At 64.3% G+C, this 17,786-nt stretch carries 17 protein-coding genes; 13 read left to right on the top strand and 4 right to left on the bottom strand.

What is annotated here, in order from left to right; genetic code table 11:
- Positions 1-105 precede the first annotated feature (105 nt).
- Positions 106-1,245: a DUF3500 domain-containing protein gene (locus tag ACLMAJ_RS28475; RefSeq protein ID WP_412016932.1), complete on the bottom strand. Its 1,140-nt coding sequence runs from the start codon at positions 1,243-1,245 to the stop codon at positions 106-108.
- Positions 1,232-2,311: a zinc-dependent alcohol dehydrogenase gene (locus tag ACLMAJ_RS28470; protein WP_412016931.1), complete on the bottom strand. Its 1,080-nt coding sequence runs from the start codon at positions 2,309-2,311 to the stop codon at positions 1,232-1,234. Before ACLMAJ_RS28470 ends, ACLMAJ_RS28475 begins: the two co-directional genes overlap by 14 nt.
- Before the next feature lie 253 nt (positions 2,312-2,564).
- On the opposite strand from ACLMAJ_RS28470, the gene ACLMAJ_RS28465 reads away from it, so the two are divergent.
- The 5 genes from ACLMAJ_RS28465 to ACLMAJ_RS28445 all read left to right on the top strand — a co-directional run bounded on the left by ACLMAJ_RS28465 (position 2,565) and on the right by ACLMAJ_RS28445 (position 6,558).
- On the top strand, positions 2,565-3,350 hold the full coding sequence (locus ACLMAJ_RS28465) for an SDR family oxidoreductase (RefSeq protein WP_412016930.1): 786 nt from the start codon (positions 2,565-2,567) through the stop codon (positions 3,348-3,350).
- A 41-nt stretch (positions 3,351-3,391) separates the two neighbouring features.
- Positions 3,392-4,327: a dihydrodipicolinate synthase family protein gene (locus ACLMAJ_RS28460; protein WP_412016929.1), complete on the top strand. Its 936-nt coding sequence runs from the start codon at positions 3,392-3,394 to the stop codon at positions 4,325-4,327.
- A gap of 67 nt (positions 4,328-4,394) precedes the next feature.
- Positions 4,395-5,300, top strand: a complete 906-nt coding sequence (locus tag ACLMAJ_RS28455) for a LysR family transcriptional regulator (protein WP_412016928.1) — start codon at positions 4,395-4,397, stop codon at positions 5,298-5,300.
- Between the two features lie 119 nt (positions 5,301-5,419).
- Entirely contained in the window at positions 5,420-5,974 is a 555-nt protein-coding gene (locus ACLMAJ_RS28450; protein WP_412016927.1) for a YhgE/Pip domain-containing protein, read from the top strand.
- 8 nt (positions 5,975-5,982) lie between these two features.
- Positions 5,983-6,558, top strand: coding sequence for an ABC-2 transporter permease (locus tag ACLMAJ_RS28445; RefSeq protein ID WP_412016926.1), 576 nt, complete (start codon positions 5,983-5,985; stop codon positions 6,556-6,558).
- 232 nt (positions 6,559-6,790) lie between these two features.
- Here ACLMAJ_RS28445 and ACLMAJ_RS28440 read toward each other — a convergent pair whose 3' ends face one another.
- Together ACLMAJ_RS28440 and ACLMAJ_RS28435 are read right to left on the bottom strand one after the other, a co-directional pair.
- Positions 6,791-7,978 (bottom strand): porin PorA family protein, encoded by a 1,188-nt coding sequence (locus ACLMAJ_RS28440; protein WP_412016925.1) that lies wholly within the window; start codon positions 7,976-7,978, stop codon positions 6,791-6,793.
- A 929-nt stretch (positions 7,979-8,907) separates the two neighbouring features.
- Positions 8,908-9,249, bottom strand: a complete 342-nt coding sequence (locus ACLMAJ_RS28435) for a DoxX family protein (protein ID WP_412016924.1) — start codon at positions 9,247-9,249, stop codon at positions 8,908-8,910.
- Positions 9,250-9,996: 747 nt separating this feature from the next.
- Between ACLMAJ_RS28435 and ACLMAJ_RS28430 the strand changes: the two genes are divergently transcribed.
- The 8 genes from ACLMAJ_RS28430 to ACLMAJ_RS28395 are packed head-to-tail and all read left to right on the top strand — an operon-like array spanning position 9,997 to position 17,786.
- Positions 9,997-10,725: an ABC transporter permease gene (locus ACLMAJ_RS28430; protein WP_412017092.1), complete on the top strand. Its 729-nt coding sequence runs from the start codon at positions 9,997-9,999 to the stop codon at positions 10,723-10,725.
- A complete protein-coding gene (locus ACLMAJ_RS28425) occupies positions 10,722-11,579 on the top strand; it encodes an ABC transporter permease (protein ID WP_412016923.1) in 858 nt (285 codons plus the stop codon). Before ACLMAJ_RS28430 ends, ACLMAJ_RS28425 begins: the two co-directional genes overlap by 4 nt.
- 5 nt (positions 11,580-11,584) lie before the next feature.
- A complete protein-coding gene (locus ACLMAJ_RS28420) occupies positions 11,585-12,631 on the top strand; it encodes an MlaD family protein (RefSeq protein WP_412016922.1) in 1,047 nt (348 codons plus the stop codon).
- Complete coding sequence (locus ACLMAJ_RS28415) at positions 12,628-13,632, top strand: MlaD family protein (RefSeq protein ID WP_412016921.1); 1,005 nt, start codon at positions 12,628-12,630, stop codon at positions 13,630-13,632. The genes ACLMAJ_RS28420 and ACLMAJ_RS28415 overlap by 4 nt, the downstream gene beginning before the upstream one ends.
- 35 nt (positions 13,633-13,667) lie before the next feature.
- Entirely contained in the window at positions 13,668-14,648 is a 981-nt protein-coding gene (locus ACLMAJ_RS28410; protein WP_412016920.1) for an MlaD family protein, read from the top strand.
- Positions 14,648-15,754 (top strand): MlaD family protein, encoded by a 1,107-nt coding sequence (locus ACLMAJ_RS28405; protein WP_412016919.1) that lies wholly within the window; start codon positions 14,648-14,650, stop codon positions 15,752-15,754. Before ACLMAJ_RS28410 ends, ACLMAJ_RS28405 begins: the two co-directional genes overlap by 1 nt.
- An 8-nt stretch (positions 15,755-15,762) precedes the next feature.
- On the top strand, positions 15,763-16,809 hold the full coding sequence (locus ACLMAJ_RS28400) for an MlaD family protein (RefSeq protein WP_412016918.1): 1,047 nt from the start codon (positions 15,763-15,765) through the stop codon (positions 16,807-16,809).
- The gene (locus ACLMAJ_RS28395) at positions 16,806-17,786 is read left to right on the top strand and encodes an MlaD family protein (RefSeq protein ID WP_412016917.1); all 981 of its coding nucleotides are present in this window, start codon (positions 16,806-16,808) and stop codon (positions 17,784-17,786) included. Before ACLMAJ_RS28400 ends, ACLMAJ_RS28395 begins: the two co-directional genes overlap by 4 nt.

The raw sequence follows: 17,786 nt of genomic DNA, 5'->3' as shown, positions 1-17,786 counted from the left end.
GCGGTGTTCGTGTTGGATGTGCGTCGTGAGAAACGGTGATGGCGACACCGAAGCTCAGGCCCGGCACCGCCGACCGCCATCTATATGTTGCGAGCTGCAAGCTGATCAGTGGGGGAGGTGCCGATGGTGTTCGGCCAGGGTGTCCAGGCCGAAGTCACCGACCGGGTCGCGCCAGACCGAGTGTGCGTGATTGGCGTGGCGTTGGGTGTTGTCGTACTCGATCAACAGACGTGGACCATGGATCCGGTAGTAGTGGGGCTGGCCTGACGTGGTGGCGCCCGCCCACCCGAAATGGACCTCGTCCAGCACGGCATCGCGGCCGTAGCGGGTGCGGTGACGGCGTGCGATGGGCTCGGGTGCGCGACCGGTGTAGAGCTCGATCAGTGTGCGCAGGAGTTCACGTTGCGCGGAGTCGAGTTCGTCGGCGCGGATCCCTCTGGGCACCTGGGTGATCGTCATCGTTTCGTGGTCGGCCTGGCTGTAGCCGCTCGCGGTTTCCGCGCGCCGGTCGACCTCGTCGACCAGTGCCACGAGTTCGGGGTCGTCGAACTGGCCGCGCCAGAGGTCTTGCATGTGCATCATGGTGTCGCCGTGGCTGATCCGCGCTCGATTGCCCGAGACGATGTCGGAGATCGCAGAGGGATGCAGGAGCCCGCTCCGCCACTGTTCGCCACTTAATGACCTCGCGAGTTCCCGGGCCACTTCTTCCAGGCCCACCAGCGGACGCAGGGTCGAGCCGAGGAGCACGGTGGTGGCAGGGTCGGCACCGAGGAAGTTGGGGGTGGTGGCTACTGTGCGTCCGTCGACGACGAGGTTGTTGATCGAAATGTGGTGTCCGCCCAGTCGCCAACCCCAGACCGTGTCGCCGGGCTGCCCGAATACCCTCAGCCAATACAGCTGTGGGTCGCGCCCACGTTCGCGTCCCCAGTGCACACCCCAGCCTTCGACGTGGTCGAGGACGTTCTCGAGTCCCATGACGGTGGCGACGGTGGCGTAGCCGGCGGCGGAGAGCCCGGTGGCCAGCAGCTGCATGGCCAAGCTTTGCTGGCTGGGGGTTTGCTCCCGCAACGACAGACCGCCGTGGTCGGTGGGCGTGTAGAACCAGCGCAGGCGTTCGTCCTCGGAGTCGGGGGTCAGCGCGGAGCCGAACTGCGCGGCGTCACGCTGGACGGGGGTGAGCGAACTCAGCCAAGCGTCCGCGGCCGTCGACATCGCGACCGCGACGTCGCGCTCAGTCGGTGACATCAAGCATGACCTTGATGGCGTTGTCGGTGCGGGCGGTGTAGGTCTCGAAGGCTTCCGCGATCGCCTCGAGCGGAAAATGGTGGGTCACCAGTTCGTGGGTGCGCAGGCGCCCTTGGCCGGCCAGCGACACTGCGCGTGCAAGCGACCCGGCACCTTCGCCGCGGACCGAACGCAGCGAGATACCGTTCATGACCGCGTGATTGAGGTTCACGGTGACGGGCTGGTCGAAGAATCCGACGAGCACGATTGTGCCGGAACGTTTGGTCATGGCCAGGGCGGTGTCGACCGCGGCCGGAGCGCCGGAGCATTCGAGAACGATGTCGGCCCCGTGCCCACCGGTGGCCGCACGCACAGCGGCAACAACGTCTGCCTCGCCGGTGTTGAGCACGGTGTCGGCGCCGAATCCGGCTCCGATGTCCAAGCGCCCGGGGCGGGTACCGATCAGCATGACCGGGTGAGCACCGAGTTCCCGGGCGACCTGCACACCGAGCAGGCCGATCGGGCCGGGGCCGATGACCGCGACGCTGGCACCGGCGATCAGCGAGTCCAGCACGTCGAAGGCGTGCATGACCGTACCAACGGTAGTGAGTACGACCGCAGCATCGAAATCGACATTGTCGGGCAGTTTGGTCAGCGTGGAGACCGGGTTGGCGACGTATTGTGCGAAGCCGCCGTTGACCGTCATTCCCTGGGTGCTGTGGCCTTTGCCGCGGTTGCCATAGTTCAGGCAGTCGGTGTACGCGCCGCGCAGGCAGTTGGTGCAGCGCATACAGCCCCGATGGGCTTCGGTGACGACTCGGTCCCCGACGACGAATTCGTCCACACTGTCACCGACAGCGGCGACGACTCCGGCGTACTCATGGCCGGGGACGAAGGTGTAGGGCGCCGGGCCACCGTCGGGAAAGAACTTGCGGCTACGAATCTTGACGTCGGTGCCGCAGAGCGAAGCGCGGTGCACACGCACCAGCACCTCGTCGGCCGCGATGCGCGGAACGGGCAGTTCGCGTGTGGTGATCACGCCTGCCTCGCCCAGCACCGCTGCCAGCATTGTTTCCGGAACCGACATCCGTAGGCCTCCTGGTCTAGTCGATGAATTATTCCAATGTATGGCCACGGATAGTGTTGTGTCTAAATGTCGAGACCCGTGAAAATTGTGTGCACTCGTCCGTGGAGCCCACTGTGAACAGGGTGTATAAGAAGTATCTATAGGTGGCTTCGGATATTCGACCTGGCTGAGTTGGTGTACCCGATGTTACCTTCGATCGAAATATCGGACCCGCCGATCAATTCGGTTCGACGCGAAATAGGAGAATTCACGAATGGATCTGGGAATTTCGGGTCGCACGGCCTTGGTTCTCGGTGGCGGAGGCGGCATCGGGGGCGCGGTCGCGGCGGCGCTGGCTGCCGAGGGGGTCGCGGTCGCGGTGGCCGACATCGACCACGGCGCCGCCGAACGCACTGTCGAAGCGGTCGCTCGCTCTGGCGGGGTCGGGTTGGCGTTGGGATGGGATCTGAGCGATCTGTCGGTCATCGAAGCCAACGCCGGTGTGATCGAGAACGCGCTGGGTCCTGTCGACATCCTGGTCAACAACACGGGCGGTCCGCCGCCCGCTCCGGTCACCGGGCAGTCCGCGCAGGTATGGCAACGCTACTTCGCAACGATGGTGCTTCCGGTCATTGCGATCACCGACCAGCTCGTGCCGGGGATGCGAGCCCGCGGCTGGGGGCGGGTGATCACCAGCACCAGTTCTGGTGTGCTGTCACCGATTCCGAACCTGGGGCTGTCCAACACTCTGCGTTCGAGCCTGCTGGGCTGGTCGAAAACTCTCGCTCGGGAAGTCGCCGCTGACGGCGTGACCGCGAATGTGATCGTGCCCGGGCGGATCGGGACCGGGCGCACCGACTTCCTCGACCGAGCCAAAGCCGAACGGGAAGCCAAAACCGTCGAGCAGGTCCACGCCGAGAGCGTGGCCACGATCCCCGCTGGGCGCTACGGCGATCCGGGCGAGTACGCGGCCGCGGTGACGTTCCTGGCCGGCGTTCCCGCCGCCTATATCACCGGATCGGTGCTGCGCGTCGATGGCGGACTGATCGCGGGCATCTGAGTCCTTGTTCGACATCAACTCTGGCACAGAAGGATTCACTCATGGCTCTTTTGACTCGCGATACCGCCGGCGTCTTCGCGATCGCGCCGACACCGTTCGACAGCGACGGTGAGATCGACTATGCCTCACTCGGGCGGTTGCTCGAGTTCTATGAATCGGTCGGGGTCAGCGGTGTGACCGTACTGGGCCAGATGGGTGAGGCGCCGAAGCTGTCCCACTCCGAATCCAGTGCCCTGGTCTCTTTCGTTTTGGACAAGACGGTGCTACCGGTGGTCGTCGGGGTCTCGGCCCCCGGATATGCCCCCATGCGTGCGCTCAGTGACCAGGTCATGGCCGCCGGCGCGGCCGGCGTCATGGTCGCCCCACCGAACACCCTGCGTACCGATGACCAGATCGTGAGCTACTACCAAGGTGCCGCGGCGGCATTGGGGGAGTCGGTGCCTCTGGTACTGCAGGACTATCCGCTCTCGTTCTCGGTGGTCATGACCCCAGCGGTCATCGCGCGCATCGCTACGACGGTGCCGTCGTGTGTGATGCTCAAGCACGAGGATTGGCCAGGCCTGGACAAGATCTCGGCCCTGCGCCGCCTCGAGCAGGAATCGGCGATGCCACGGCTGTCGATACTGTGCGGCAACGGCGGACTGTTTCTGGACTTCGAGACCGAACGCGGCGCCGATGGCGCCATGACCGGCTACTGCGTGCCCGAGCTGCTCGTCGATGTCGTCGCCCTGACAGCCGCAGACCATCGCGAGGACGCCCACGACCTGTTCGATGCCCACCTTCCTCTGTTGCGCTACGAGCAGCAGCCCGGCATCGGTCTGTCGGTACGAAAGTACGTGATGACCCGACGTGGGCTGCTGACAAGCGATACCCAGCGCGCGCCACGGCCCATCCTCTCGACAGCCGCGCGCACCGAAATCGACTTCCTGCTCGAACGACTGGCCCGCCACGACAAGCGCGTCAAGCTCGTCAGCTGAGCTTCGGTCGGGCACGATCGATAATTGCACTCCCGGGCGTCGCCGATGAGAGGAGCCCGCACCAGGTATGCAGTTGCGTCAGCTGGAATACCTCGTCTCGATTTGGGACAGTGGCTCGTTCAGCGCGGCCGCGGCCGCGCTGTTCGTGTCGCAGCCCTCGCTGTCCCAGCAGATCCGCACTCTGGAGAAGGAGCTCGGCGCTCCGCTGCTGGAGCGAGGCCGACACGGGCTGTCCCTGACACCAGCCGGCCGGGTGCTCATTCCGTTGGCGCGCAAGATACTTGCCGAGGTTGCCACGGCGGAGCAGGCGGTGGCGCAAGTGCTCACGGGCGGCGGTGGAGACGTCCATGTACTCACGGTTCGCTCGGTGGCTGCGGGAATTCTGCCGCCGAGCGCGGCACGCTGGCACGCGCGATTCCCGGATGCGGTGCTGCGTCTGCACGACTATTCCCACCGCCGTGACCTCGAGGCCGCCACCCGCGCAGGTCACGGCGACCTGACAGTCGGACCTCGACCTCAGGATTGGGACGGCCCGATCTTGTCGCTGGGGTTCGAAGAGCTGGTCGTCGTAGGCCCGCAAGTCCACGCCCCGGGCGCCCGTGTGGACGCGCGGGAACTGGCCGGCGCCCAGTGGGTGCTCTATGAGCCCGAGCAGGGAATGAGCGAGATCATCGATTGGCTCTGCGCGAGTATGGGTTTCGTCCCCCGTGCGGTCGCGCGCACCGGACAGGTCGCGGCGGCACTGTCGTTCGCGGTGGAAGGCCTCGGTGTCACTCTCGCACCCGCCAACGCCGTGCCCGGTGGATGGAGTGAGCACACACGACATGCCGGGTCGGGGGTTTTCCGCGAAATTGTCGCCTACAGTCGTCAAGAGCCGCCCGCTCTGGCTCAACGCTATCGCGAGCTGCTCAGTGAGATCGAACTACCGCTGACCCGGGAGGGCGATCTGCCCGCCCGGGCCTTGCGCTGCTGATCGAGTTATCGGCAGGTATCGCGGCGCGCGCGAGCTGCGAATGCCTTGGTCGCGCACGATGATGTAGAAGGCCCCGAACCGACGTCCGCGGGCATCGGTGATCTCCGTAATGCCCACCGATGACTTGGCCCCTCGGGCAGAAACTCGGCGGGAAACTCACCAAGGTCGGTACTCAGATCACCGAGGCGTTCCAACGTGAGGTACCTGCGGAGGAGATCGACTTGCGGGTGGTCGGCATCGCCGAGGCCCAGCGCCTGCTTCGGTCCGGGAGGGTGTACGGGGCAATCGTGATTCCCAGCGACTTCACCAAACAGCTCGGGATCTTCGCCACCGCCAGCGTGGTCCCCGGCGACGTGACCCAGCCGATGATCACGGTGAACACCAATCCTCGGATGGGAGCCTTCGGGACGCAGATAGTGGTCAAGGTTGCCGAGAGGGTCCTGGCCGAGACCAACGACATCGTCGGGGCGCAGACCACCGAGATGGTCGAGGCCCAGCTGGCTGCGGGTGGTCGCAGTGCGGAGCTGGTGGGATTGAGCCGACTGTTGCTGGCGCAGCCGATCCATGTAAAGGTCACTCCCTTTCACCCGCTGCTCGATGGCACCGGCAATGGGCTCACACCGTTCTTCTACGCGCTGCTGTTGCTACTGGCCGGTTCACCGGTGCCATGGTGATCCATTCGATGATCGACTCCGCGCTGGGCTTTGCGCCCAGCGAGATCGGCCCGAAGTACTCCCATATCCCGGCCGTGCCCATCCCGCGACTGCGCACGTTGCTGCTGAAGTGGGCCATCATGGTGGGCGTGGCGCCCGTAGTCAGTGGCGTCTACATCGCGGTGGGTCATTTGCTGGAGATGCCGCTGAATCGTCCTTGGGAACTGTTTCTCTATGGTGCGTTCGCGATCGTCGCGGTGGGGATCACCGCCTTGTCGATATTGGCCGCCCTGGGTTCGGCGGGCCTGTTGGTGAACCGGGTGCTCTTCATCGTGCTGGGCTTGCCGTCGTCAGGCGGGACGATCCCCATCGAGGCGACTCCCAAAGCGGTGGCATGGCTGGCGAATTTCGAACCGATGCACCAGGTATTCCTCGGAACTCGGGCCATTCTGTTCTTCGACGGGCCTGACGACGCCGGCCTGAGCCGCGCGGTGTGGATGACGATGCTCGGACTGGTCGTAGGTCTTGTGCTCGGCGGTGCGGTGACCCGCTTACTACGACCACAGAGGACTGGACCGACGGTCCGGCCGAGCTCTGTGGACTAGCCGAGACAGTGGCGTCGAGCCCGCGGGGCGGGCCACTCGCGGACGCCCCAGCGATTGGGCCAGGGGATTTGCCGTACTCGCAGATACGAAGGACTGGGCGGTCTGTGTAACCGTGCAACGACGGACGCTGATGCCACTGCCTGCTGTGGCTACCGCTTGGGGGCCGGCGTCAGCCAACGGACGGCGTCTGCGGGCGGTGAAGCCGCAGACACCGGCGTAGGCCCCATGTCGATCAGGCCGGATTGCGCTGGCGTCGGCGGCGGATGCGTGAGGCGAGGACGATGCAGGCGAGGATAGTCGCACCGATGACAGCCAGGCTGACAGGGATGACATCACGACTGATGGTGACGGTACGGCCCAACGCGCTGGCAGTGTCCACGACATCGCTGATGCTATCCGGGGTGGTCTGCACCGAAAGCCGCGTCAGCGGCAGCATCGGGATGGTGGAGTATCCGGTGTTGATCGCCAGTAACGTGGTTTGGTCCTGGGCCAAGAACAGTGGGACGCTGAGTTGTTCGTCGAGCACGACGGTGTAGACGGTGTGCGAGACGTAAGACAGCATGACCTCGTTGGGCAATTCGGGCAGAATCCGCTGTACCTGGTCGCGGTATTCCAGGGGCAGTCGTGGCGCGATGGCTTGGACCGCCAGCAACGGCATGGTGGTGCCGTCCCCGACCGTGGCCATCTTGGCGATCGCCGTACGCACAGGCGCGAGTACTGCGGAGTTGACGATGGGCGCATCCAGTAGCCCCTTGAACTCAAAACTACTGCGGCCCTTCATATCCCGGTCGGCGACGTGTTCGAGGCGAACGGTGCGATCGATGAGGGGGTCGTACATCGCAAATGGTGACCGATCTGAACCGATCGATCGAGCCAATACGACACCGCCGCGCTGGTTGGTGACATCAACCCCGCCCGGAGCCGCTTTCTGGCGAAAGGTGGCACGGTCGATGGCATAGCGGAACTCGGTCTTCAACTCCCCATCGGGCCGCTGGATTCGAGTGGTCGCGTGCAGCACCGCGGTGTCGCCGTGGACGGCATCGACAGCCAGCCCGCGCTCTACACGCGCGGGTTCCGGCTTGCCCAACGTCATCGTGGCCGGGACAAGGCTCTCCATGGCGCCATCCATCGACATCGAGGTCTCGAAGTCGTCCGGCAGTTTCGACAGCTGCGGGTAAAGGGCGAAGCGGATACCCCCGGCTGCGATGAGTGCGGCCAGTGCCAGCACCCCCACGCCGATGCTGCGCCGAGACCATCGGCGAGTCTGGTGATGCGGTAAGTCGACGGTGTTTTCGGCATTCATGTATTGCTCCGGGAGGTAGCCGCAGGCCGGATCTTCGACCTCGTCCGGCGCATTCCTGGTCGAGAGGAGCGCGTGGTGACAACGTCTGCGGGAGAAGTGCGGCCGGGTGACCTGCACCACAATCGACCGTACCAGAGTAACGGCAACGGTGTTGCTGAAATTAGGTAGCAAGTATTGCTCGCGACTGTTCTGGGGAGATGACACGGTGGCGCAGGGGAGTGCGGCGAGGTTGGGCGTTGGGGCAGTTGGTCGCTCAGCGTTGCGCAAGGCTTCCGAGCGCCTCGGTGATGAACGTCGAGGCGCGATTCGGTGACGCCGCAGTTTCGGGCACCTCGGGGGTGGAGTCCAGCGTGACCGTCACTCCGTCGCGGCGAAGGGCCTCGACGAGTCGCTCCAATCGGGCGCGAAGAGGTCCAGGAGGCGGTCGTGAGGAGGATGGGTGCGCGGAGCCCTTGGAAGCGACCGCTGATCAGGTCGTACCGCGCGGAGACGGCGCGGAGTCCAGTGCCGGCGGCCAGGGCGAGCACGATGGGGTCGATCGGGCGGCCCATTGTCGCGGGCGAAGTGCGGGTCATCCATCGAGGCACGGCGCGAGATCAGTGCCAGAGTGGTGATTCGCGCAATCTCTGCGCTGCGATCGATGCTGGCGAAGTCGATGAACGCGGCGAGGTTTCCGGGGCGTAGCAGCACTGCGTGGACCCCCGGTCGATCCTCGCCTCGTCGACGTCGACGGCGGTGCCGAACACCGAGCGCAAGTTGCGTTCGGTTGCCGACCGGGACGAACCTGGGCAGGGCAGGGCTCATGACGTCGCAGGACGTCATGAGCGCTTGTAGTGGATGTCCAGCCCGCGACCGTGATGAAACGCGAGTCTGTGTCGCTAGAGTCGTCCGCCGGGGGCCGTCCAGGCATAATAGATACAGTGTTGCCGAAATATAGGGCTGAGTCGAACAGGCCGGACGGTGCCGCGCGACCGGGACGAAACGAGCGGGTTGGGGGACTCGTAACCATCCGGGATGGCTTCGCCGCGGTTTCGTCAGACGTCCCTCTATCGCATCGAGATCAAATACCCGACAGCGAGGGCGGCGACCACGATCGGCGGGATCAGCTTGTCGGCGCGGTCCCGGACGCGGAGGTGGCAGACGGCGGCGCCGATCATCAGTGCCACTATTCCTGTTGCGGCGAGGATGCCGACGACGGGGAGTGCAAGCCCTACGAGTACTCCCGTGGCGCCGAGCAAGGCGAGGGCGCCGATGTAGCGGAAGGCCACGACGCTGAATCCCAGGTGTGTGGCATTGGTGCGCTGAAAATCGAGAGCCAGCGTCATGCTCACGCCGACTACGGCGAAGATCGCGCCGAGGACAACGGCGAGTGCGGTGGTTGCGAACATGGGGTCTCCTGAGTCAGTGCTCGAATACGAGCGCGATGATGGGGTCTGCGTGGGTCTCGGCCGCTTGGCGTTCCCGTGGATCGACCCCGGTGAGGCGGCGGCACTCGGGGGCGAGGACGAAGATCGTCGACATCGCGCCCGTGAGGGGATGTTGTAGAACTGCTCGACCGGTATGTCCGGTAGATGGCTCAGTTCCACCAAGCGTGTGAGCTTGGCTGCCGCCTGGTCGTAGCGCGGGCGGGATGTCCTTGTCGACGAGGCCGATCCACGGGTGGGCCGTTCTCGCCGGGGCGCGCCGTTATACGACAGTTCGGAGAACAAATCTAGGGCCGCAGCGCCGATGCGGTCTCGCGCCGCATCCGCCGTGGGCCCGGTGGTACGTCCTCGCGAAGGCACCGTGATCACCAGGTTACCTAATCAGACGATCAGCGTATTGACAAGCAACTTATCGACTGATTAGCTTCAACGTGACCCCGCTCACGTCCTTCCATGCGATGTACGCCCGGCAGTGTGCAGGGACCCGCAGGTGACGTGGTCAAACGTGCCAGCGCGGCGAAACGAAGGAAGTGGATGTACGACCTCGACACTGAAACCCACCACGCGCTGAGGGCGAACCCTGAGCGTGACCTGTCTGCCGCAGCGGCATCTTCGAAGGCAGACCGCCTCGGGTGGGAAGCACTCCGCAAGACGCTGGAGGCGACTGCGGTCGACGGTGTCGGCACCCTCGGGCGGACCACTCGATCCGTTATGGAAGCCTCGGCTATTGCGATCATCGACTTGATTCGCGGCCGATCTCAGTGGCGCGAAATCCTCACTCAGGCTTGGTTTCTCATCAAGGTGACGACCATTCCCGGAGTGCTGATGGCGATTCCGTTCGGTGTGATCGTCTCGATTCAAGTCGGCAACATGGTCGATCAACTCGGTGCGGATTCGCTGATCGGTGCGGCTGGTGGATTGGGCGTGATCAAACAGGGCGCACCCTTGGCCACCGGCCTGCTGCTCGCCGGCGCCGGCGCCGCGGCGATAGCCGCCGATTTGGGCGCCCGAACGATTCGCGACGAAGTCGATGCGATGCGCGTCATGGGGATCGATCCGAGGCGGCGGCTGGTCGCTCCGCGGGTCATCGCCATGTTGTTTGTGGCGCCGCTGCTCAACGTGTTGATCATCGTCATGGGAGTGCTCGCCGGGTACCTCGTTGCCGTCGCCGCACTCGACGTGACGCCAGGTAGTTACTGGGAATCGTTCGGCTCGTTCACTGGTGGCGCGGATGTCTGGGTCTCGCTGGGCAAGTCCGTGATCTTCGGCTACCTGGTCGTCGGCATCGCGTGTCAGCGCGGACTCGAAGCCAGCGGCGGGCCCCGCGGCGTCGCAGACGGCGTGAACGCCTCGGTGATCTTGTCGGTGGTGTCGATTGCGGTGGTCAACGCTGTGCTCACTCAGATCGCGGCGATGTTCCTGCCGACGGAGCTGGCATGACCGCGTCGACGTACCGAGTGAAGGGCCTGCGCTGGACCAGAACAGTACCCGGGCGGTTGTGGGCGCCGATCGAAGGACTCGGATCCGCGCTGGGCTTTATGTGGCAAGTACTCGCGTCGATTCCCTACGTCCTGGGTCACTACCGGGGGCAGACCATGTCGCTGATCACTGACATGACCTGGGGCCGTGGCGGGGTCATCATCGGTGGCGGTACGGCCTCGGTGATGGGGGTCATGGGAATGGCAGTCGGGGCAACGGCCGGCATCGAGGCCTACAGCGCGCTGGATATGGTCTCGCTCGGCCAGCTTTCCGGAGTCGTCTCAGCATTCGCCAACACTCGCGAGCTCGCGCCGATCGCAGCTGGGATCGGCTTCGCGGCGCAAGCGGGTTGCCGAATGACTGCCGAGATCGGGTCGATGCGCATCGCCGAAGAGATCGATGCGATCGAATCCCTGGGCGTTCGATCGGTACCATTCGTCGTGACAACCCGTGTGCTTGCAGGTCTGGTCGCGATCGTCCCGACATTTCTGATCGGGCTCATTCTGAGCTATGCCGCCAGCGCGGCGATCGTTGTGCAGCTGCACGGCGAGCCAGGTGGTGTCTACGATCACTACTTCGACATGTTCGTGGTCGGCTGGGACATCGTGGCCGCGGTGATCAAGGTGATGGTTTTTGCCGTCGCCGTAATCATCATCCATTGCTATCAAGGCTATTTCGCAACGGGCGGACCCGACGGCGTCGGAATTGCGTCAGGACGCGCCATCCGGGCGAGCCTGGTGGCGATCATCGCATTGAACATGGTGATGACGATGCTGCTGTGGGGATTCACAGCACCTGTCCGGTTCGGCGGGTGATCGGGATGCCAGTGTACGGACTCCCCGGAACCGCGGTCGGACCACGCGGGGCGCGTTCGATCGGTGTAGTCGCGGCTGCGATCTCCGGTGTACTCCTGATCGGCTGGTCGGTCTGGCCCCAGGGCGACGACGGCACCGTTTCGATCGCCGTCCTGACCGATACGATCGCCACCGGAATCGAAGTCGGCGACGACGTCCGGCTCAACGGCGTGCAGATCGGCCGGATCGAAGGAATCGAGCCCGCGGACCGCCATCAGCGCATAACGCTGGGACTGCGTCGTGGTCAACTGGCCGGTCTGACCGATGACATCGGCATGGACTTCACCCCGAGCAATTTGTTCGGGGTCTCCGAGATCGCTCTGCAGCGCGGAACGGGCGGCCGCCCCCTGGGACCGAACTCCGTGATCGACTTGACTGGGCCGAATGCCGGGCGCGCTCGCGATGCGACGATCGCGACGTTGCTGGATCAGGCCGGCTCGTTCACCACTGACGTCCTTACGCCTGAACTGGGCTCGGTTCTGCGCAGAATCTCGGCCGGCACGACCGCGTTCACACCGCTGATCGAGACGATCATCGCGATCACGCGGGCGATCGCCGACACTCAGCAGCTGCCGAGCTCCTTCCTGATCGGGCAGTACGGCTCGACGCTCGCAGGCTTGCCTTCCACGGTGGATGGAGTGCTGCGGATGCTGGGTATGGCCTACAACGCCGAATACCTGCGCAGCCCTGAGCACCTCCAAAAATTCAACGCGAGCACGAAGATGATCGAGAACGAGTTGATTCCCGCGGTTGTGACGCTGTTGGGAACGAGCGAGCAATACCTCGCTGGCACAGTGAATTCGCTGGTGCCCGTACTCGGCGCGCTGGCACGGACAGTTCCGGCCCCCGATCGGTCGAGCCAGGAGCTCGGCCTGCTACTCGAGCGAATTCGTCGCGCTATGCCCGACACACCGAACGGTCCCGTGCTGAAGCTGAATCTGGATCTGAGCGGTGTTCCTGGTTTGGCCGTGCCGTTGAACGCGGCTCTGCCCGCTGGACAGGGGGAGCGGTGAACATCAAGTCATTGGTAGTGCGTGTGGTGGTGTTCGCGAGCACCATAGTCTTCTTGCTGATCGGCGTCTTCCAGGTGCTCGACCGGCCGGTGGCAGACGACACCGACACCTACACAGCGGAGTTCGTCGACGCGAACGGCCTTCGGAAAGGCGACGACGTACGACTCTACGGAGTGCGGGTCGGCAAAGTCGGCGAGGTCGCCCTGGCGGGCAGCAACGCGGCGGTCCGCTTCACCGTGCGCAGCAACTATCTGCTGTTCGCCAACAGCACCCTTGCCATTCGCTACCAGAATCTCAATGGGCAGCGATATCTCGATATCCAACACGCCGATGAGCCAGGCGCGCGACGCGACCCACGCCAACGGATCGGCACCGACCACACCATTCCCTCCTTCGACGTCACCACCGTGTTCAAGGGACTGGAACCGGTCCTGGCGCAAATGTCGCCGGCAGACCTGAACCAGTTCGCCACCAGCATGCTGGCGGTCATCGAGGGATCGGGCACTGGATTGGGCCCGGCTCTCGGTGCCATCGATACCCTCAGCAACTACGTCACCGATCGGCAAACAGTGATAGCGACTCTCGTGCGCAACCTCGGCCAGGTCGCCGAGCAGATCGGCGGAAAGTCCGGCAACACAATACAACTCCTGACACAACTGACCGCCATCTTCGTCAATATGACTCAGCGCATCGGCGGGCTGGTCGACTTCGCGCTGCAGATTCCGCCCGTCCTTCTCCCCACCGACCGCCTGCTGGCCACCATGGGACTGACAGCGTCGCCGAACCCCGACATCGACCAACTACTGCGGACGGCGTTCCCGGACCCGGGCCAATCGGTGGAGATTCTGAGTCGGCTTCCAGCGGTCCTGCAATCGCTTGCCGCATCGATTCCCAGCAATGTGCCAGGTTTGCAGTCCAGCTGTCAGCACGGTGCCGCGCAGCCGCCGCAACCACTTCTGGTGCTCATCGGTGGACAGAGGATTTCGCTGTGCAAAAACTGATTCAGCCGAGGATTCGCCGTCGGCGTCACTCGCGAATGACTGACGCCGAACGCCACCGGGCCGACGTCCGTGTGGGCGTGGCCGTGCTTACATCGGCTTTTGCCGTGGCCGGCGCACTCGCGTGGGGCGCAAGCACGGACATCGGCGCGCGAACTCATACCGCGCACATGTCGGATGCCGGGTCAGTCCGCGTCGGTGACGAAATTCGCCTGGCCGGGGTGCGAGTCGGTGAGGTGAAGTCGCTGGAGGCTCGGAACCAGCAGGTCGAGATGCGATTCACCGTCGACCGGAGCGTCTTCATCGGGGCACAGACCGCGCTCGATGTACGGATGCTCACCATCGTTGGCGGCCACTACATAGCCGTAATCCCCGGCGGCAGCTCACCGCTGGGCGCCACGGCGATACCCACTGGCAGGGTGATCCTGCCCTACAGTCTGCCCAGGGTATTTCAAGATGCCATTCGCCCGGTCCGGGAGGTGGACGGGGAAACGTTGCGCCGCAACGTCGCTGCGCTGAATTCGTCGATAACGCGCAGCCCCGACGCGATAGGCAGTTCATTGACCGCCATGGAGAGCGTGGTCGACATCATGGATCAGCAAAACGCCGAGATATCGCGGGCGTTGTCGCTGGCCGATGAGTACCTGACAGCGCTGAACGCCAACAAACAAGTGCTCGCCACGTTGATCGGCAGCCTGCGCACACTCGAGACCATCCTCGACAATCACGCACGAGAGGTCGCGGAGGTACTCACCGTCCTCGCTCGGGTACTCGACCGGCTGGGTCCGCTCGGGCAGGCATGGGACAGATCGCCGCAATCGCTGGCCCAGCCGATGGCCGATGCGGTCGAGCAACTCGAACGAGTCGGCGAGAAGATGCACAACCTGCTGCTCTCGATTCAAGCAATGGGAACCCAACTAGGACAGATAGTTTCGCCAGACGGGCTCACTGTCGACCAGTCCGCCACGACCTACCAGGCCGCAGCGATCTGCGTTCCGGTGCCAGGGAGGGTCTGCTGATGCTGACACGCATGTTCTCCTCCCGTGGTTTCGTCTCCGCCGCAACGATCGTCGTTGTCGCCGCAGTGGCCGTCCTCGGCTATCGAGTTGCCCAACCGGCGCCGCGGATGCGCACATACTGCGCACTCATGCCCGACAGTATCGGGCTGTACACGGGAAGTGATGTCACGCTACTCGGACTCCCCATCGGCCGGGTCACCGCGATCCGACCCGAGGGCACAAGCGCGCGAGTCGGTTTCGAGATTCCCGCGGACCGACATCTGTCCAGCGATGCCGGGGCGACCACACTGTCGGACACTCTGGTCGCGGATCGCAAACTTGCCGTCATCGACGCCGCGGCGTCGAGCGAGGCGAACTGGGATCCCGCGCAGTGCATCACGAAGACTCTCACTCCCAAGAGCATGACCGAAACATTCACCGCACTAGGTGAACTCGCCACCGAACTGAACGGTGGCGACCATCCGGACCAACCGAATCTCCTCGCGCAGGGCTTGACCGCGCTGGATGGCGCGACAACTGGGCGCGGAGAGCAGGTCAACGCAATCATCCACAAACTGGGCACGGCACTGAACTCACCGGATGCCGCCATCGGGCATATCGGCGCGCTGATCGACGCGTTGGCCGAATTGGCGCGGAGCGCCGTGAACGGCTGGGCTGATGTAAGAGACATGCTGACTCGACTGACAGCCACCTTGGATGCCGCCAACTTGATGGAGGTGCCGCCGCTCATCGAAATATTCGACAATCTGCGCGATGTATTGCCCCCGCTCAACGAGGCCATTGTCGCGCTCGGAGGCCCCATGGTGCGAAACCTGGACGCGGCCACCAACCAAATCCCTTTGCTCACAGCAGGATTGGGTTCACTGCGCGAAGTGGTCGCGATGTTGCCGCCGTTGGTACAAGCATTCGAGATGGCGGCAGATCCGCAGACCGGAAATCTGCAACTCACCTACGCGCCACCAGACCTCGCTTTCCCTGCTGCGTCTGCCCCGCAGATGTGCGCGGCCATCAACGCGCTCGCTCCGGGGCGGTGTACCGGAGCAGGAGACGGGCTGGTAAGCGCCCAGATCGCCCAACTGGTGCTCGGTTCAGTGGGTGCCCGATGAGATCTCGCATGCTCTTGATTCCCGCGCTGACCCTCGCCCTGGCAGCAAGTGGGTGTGGATTCGACCCGGCCACGATCGAAGTGCCCGGCACACGAGTCGCCGGACAGACCTACCGGATACACGTCCAATTTGCCGACGTGCTCAATCTGCCCATCGGGGCGAAGGTGTACGCGAACGGCGCGCTGGCAGGCAACCTCGATAGCCTGCAGGTTGTCGAACCCGGCTCGGAGCGCCAACGAACCGGCTACGTGGTGCTCACTCTGGACATTGCCGACACCGTCAAGCTGCCCGCCGACACGACCGCGGAGCTGCGCCAAGCAACTCCGCTGGGTGACATGCACATCGCCCTCATCTCGCGGCCGGACGACCCAGGGCCGGAACTTCGCGAGAACGCGACCATCCCGATCCAGCAGACCAAGCCGACCCGCCAAGTCGAGGACACCCTCGCCGCGCTGGCAACCGCGATGGGAAGCGGGGCCGTCCTCGATCTGCAGAACCTGGTACGCCAGCTCAACGCCTCTTTGCCACCCGACCCGGCGGACACCGCTCGAATATTCGGTGTCTTGGGCGAGGATCTCCGCGACGTCGCAGCCAACCTCGGCGATGTGGACTCCTTCCTCGATGCGCTGACCACCAACACGACCACGCTGATCGAGGATGAACCACTGCTTCGCCAGCTACTCGATGACTACGGCGTAGCCCATGTCACCGATGTGGTCGGCTCGGTTGTCGGGATTCTGTACATCATGTCCGGCCTGGGGCCAGTCGCGGCCAATGCGGTCTGGCTCGCTCCTGCCGTCGCCGGCCTGGACGACCTGGCGCGCGCGATGGTGCCGCTGCTGTTCTCGAACCGGCCGCTGGACCTGAATGCTCCCTCGAATCTCAACAAGCTGACGGCATTGATCCGGGACAAGATCATCCCGTTCACCGAGCACGGCCCCAAGATCGACATCGTCGGTGCGTCGGTGAGCGACCCCGCGGCACCGCTGGGGCCGCGTGAGGACAAGGTGCAAGACATTCTGGCGACATTGCGCCTGATCGGAGTGGTGCGATGACCAGGGGCGTGCGCATGATCAAGCCGGCGTCATTGCTGTCGTCAGCGGCCATTGCCGCTGTGCTGGTGGCTGGTGTCGGCTACCTGAGTTTCGGTGTGCTGCACATAGATCCGACGCGAGACCACATCACTGTGAGTCTGCTGCTCGCAGATTCCGGTGGCGTAGCTGCCGACTCACCGGTTTTGCTCAGCGGTGTCCCGGTCGGGAAGGTCGTCGCGGTCGACACGCTCGCCGCCGGCGTGCAGTTCCGGCTGCGACTGGACGAGAGCTTCCGCGTCCCTGCCTCGAGCACCGTCCGCGTGGAAGCGACCTCCGGGCTGGGGGAGCCGTACGTCGAGTTCGATCCCCCCGCCCAGACAGGTCCGTACCTGAGCGACAACCAACTGCTCGACACCAGGGGCATGCCGATGTCCATGTCGATCCCACAGGTTTCTGTCCGAGCGGTGGAGTTGCTGAACCAGTTCGACCCCGCAACGATGAAGTCTCTGGTCGGCACGATCGATACATCGATCACGGGTACCGGCAACGAAATGCCTCGCCTCGAGCGCGCGAATACACTGCTCGCAGCAACCATCCTGAGTCGCAGCGATGTCCTGCACCAACTGCTCGGCGACATGCAGACAATGGGCGCCGACATGTCCTGGGCGGGACCGAGCCTGCAAACATCCGGACCCAGGTGGGAGCAGTTCGGCGTCAGCATCGACACGCTGATCGCGTCGTCTTCCCGCCTCTTCGAAATCAACAACTCACCCGCCGACTACAACTCCGGTGACGGAATAGTGCCATTTCTGCAACGCCTCAACAGCGTGATCGGCAAAACCGGCCCGTTGATCACAGAGCTGGAACCGATTATCCAGCCGCTGGCCGACACCGCGGTACACGCGGGAAAGGACATCGACATCAGCAGCCTCATCTCGCAGGCGTTGGCGATGGTCGACGAAGACGGAGTCGTACGCCTGCACATCAACGTCAAATAG

The organism is Nocardia arseniciresistens (genome assembly GCF_046764875.1).
Taxonomy (GTDB): domain Bacteria; phylum Actinomycetota; class Actinomycetes; order Mycobacteriales; family Mycobacteriaceae; genus Nocardia; species Nocardia arseniciresistens.
This window is presented reverse-complemented; position numbering and strand designations above follow the sequence as displayed.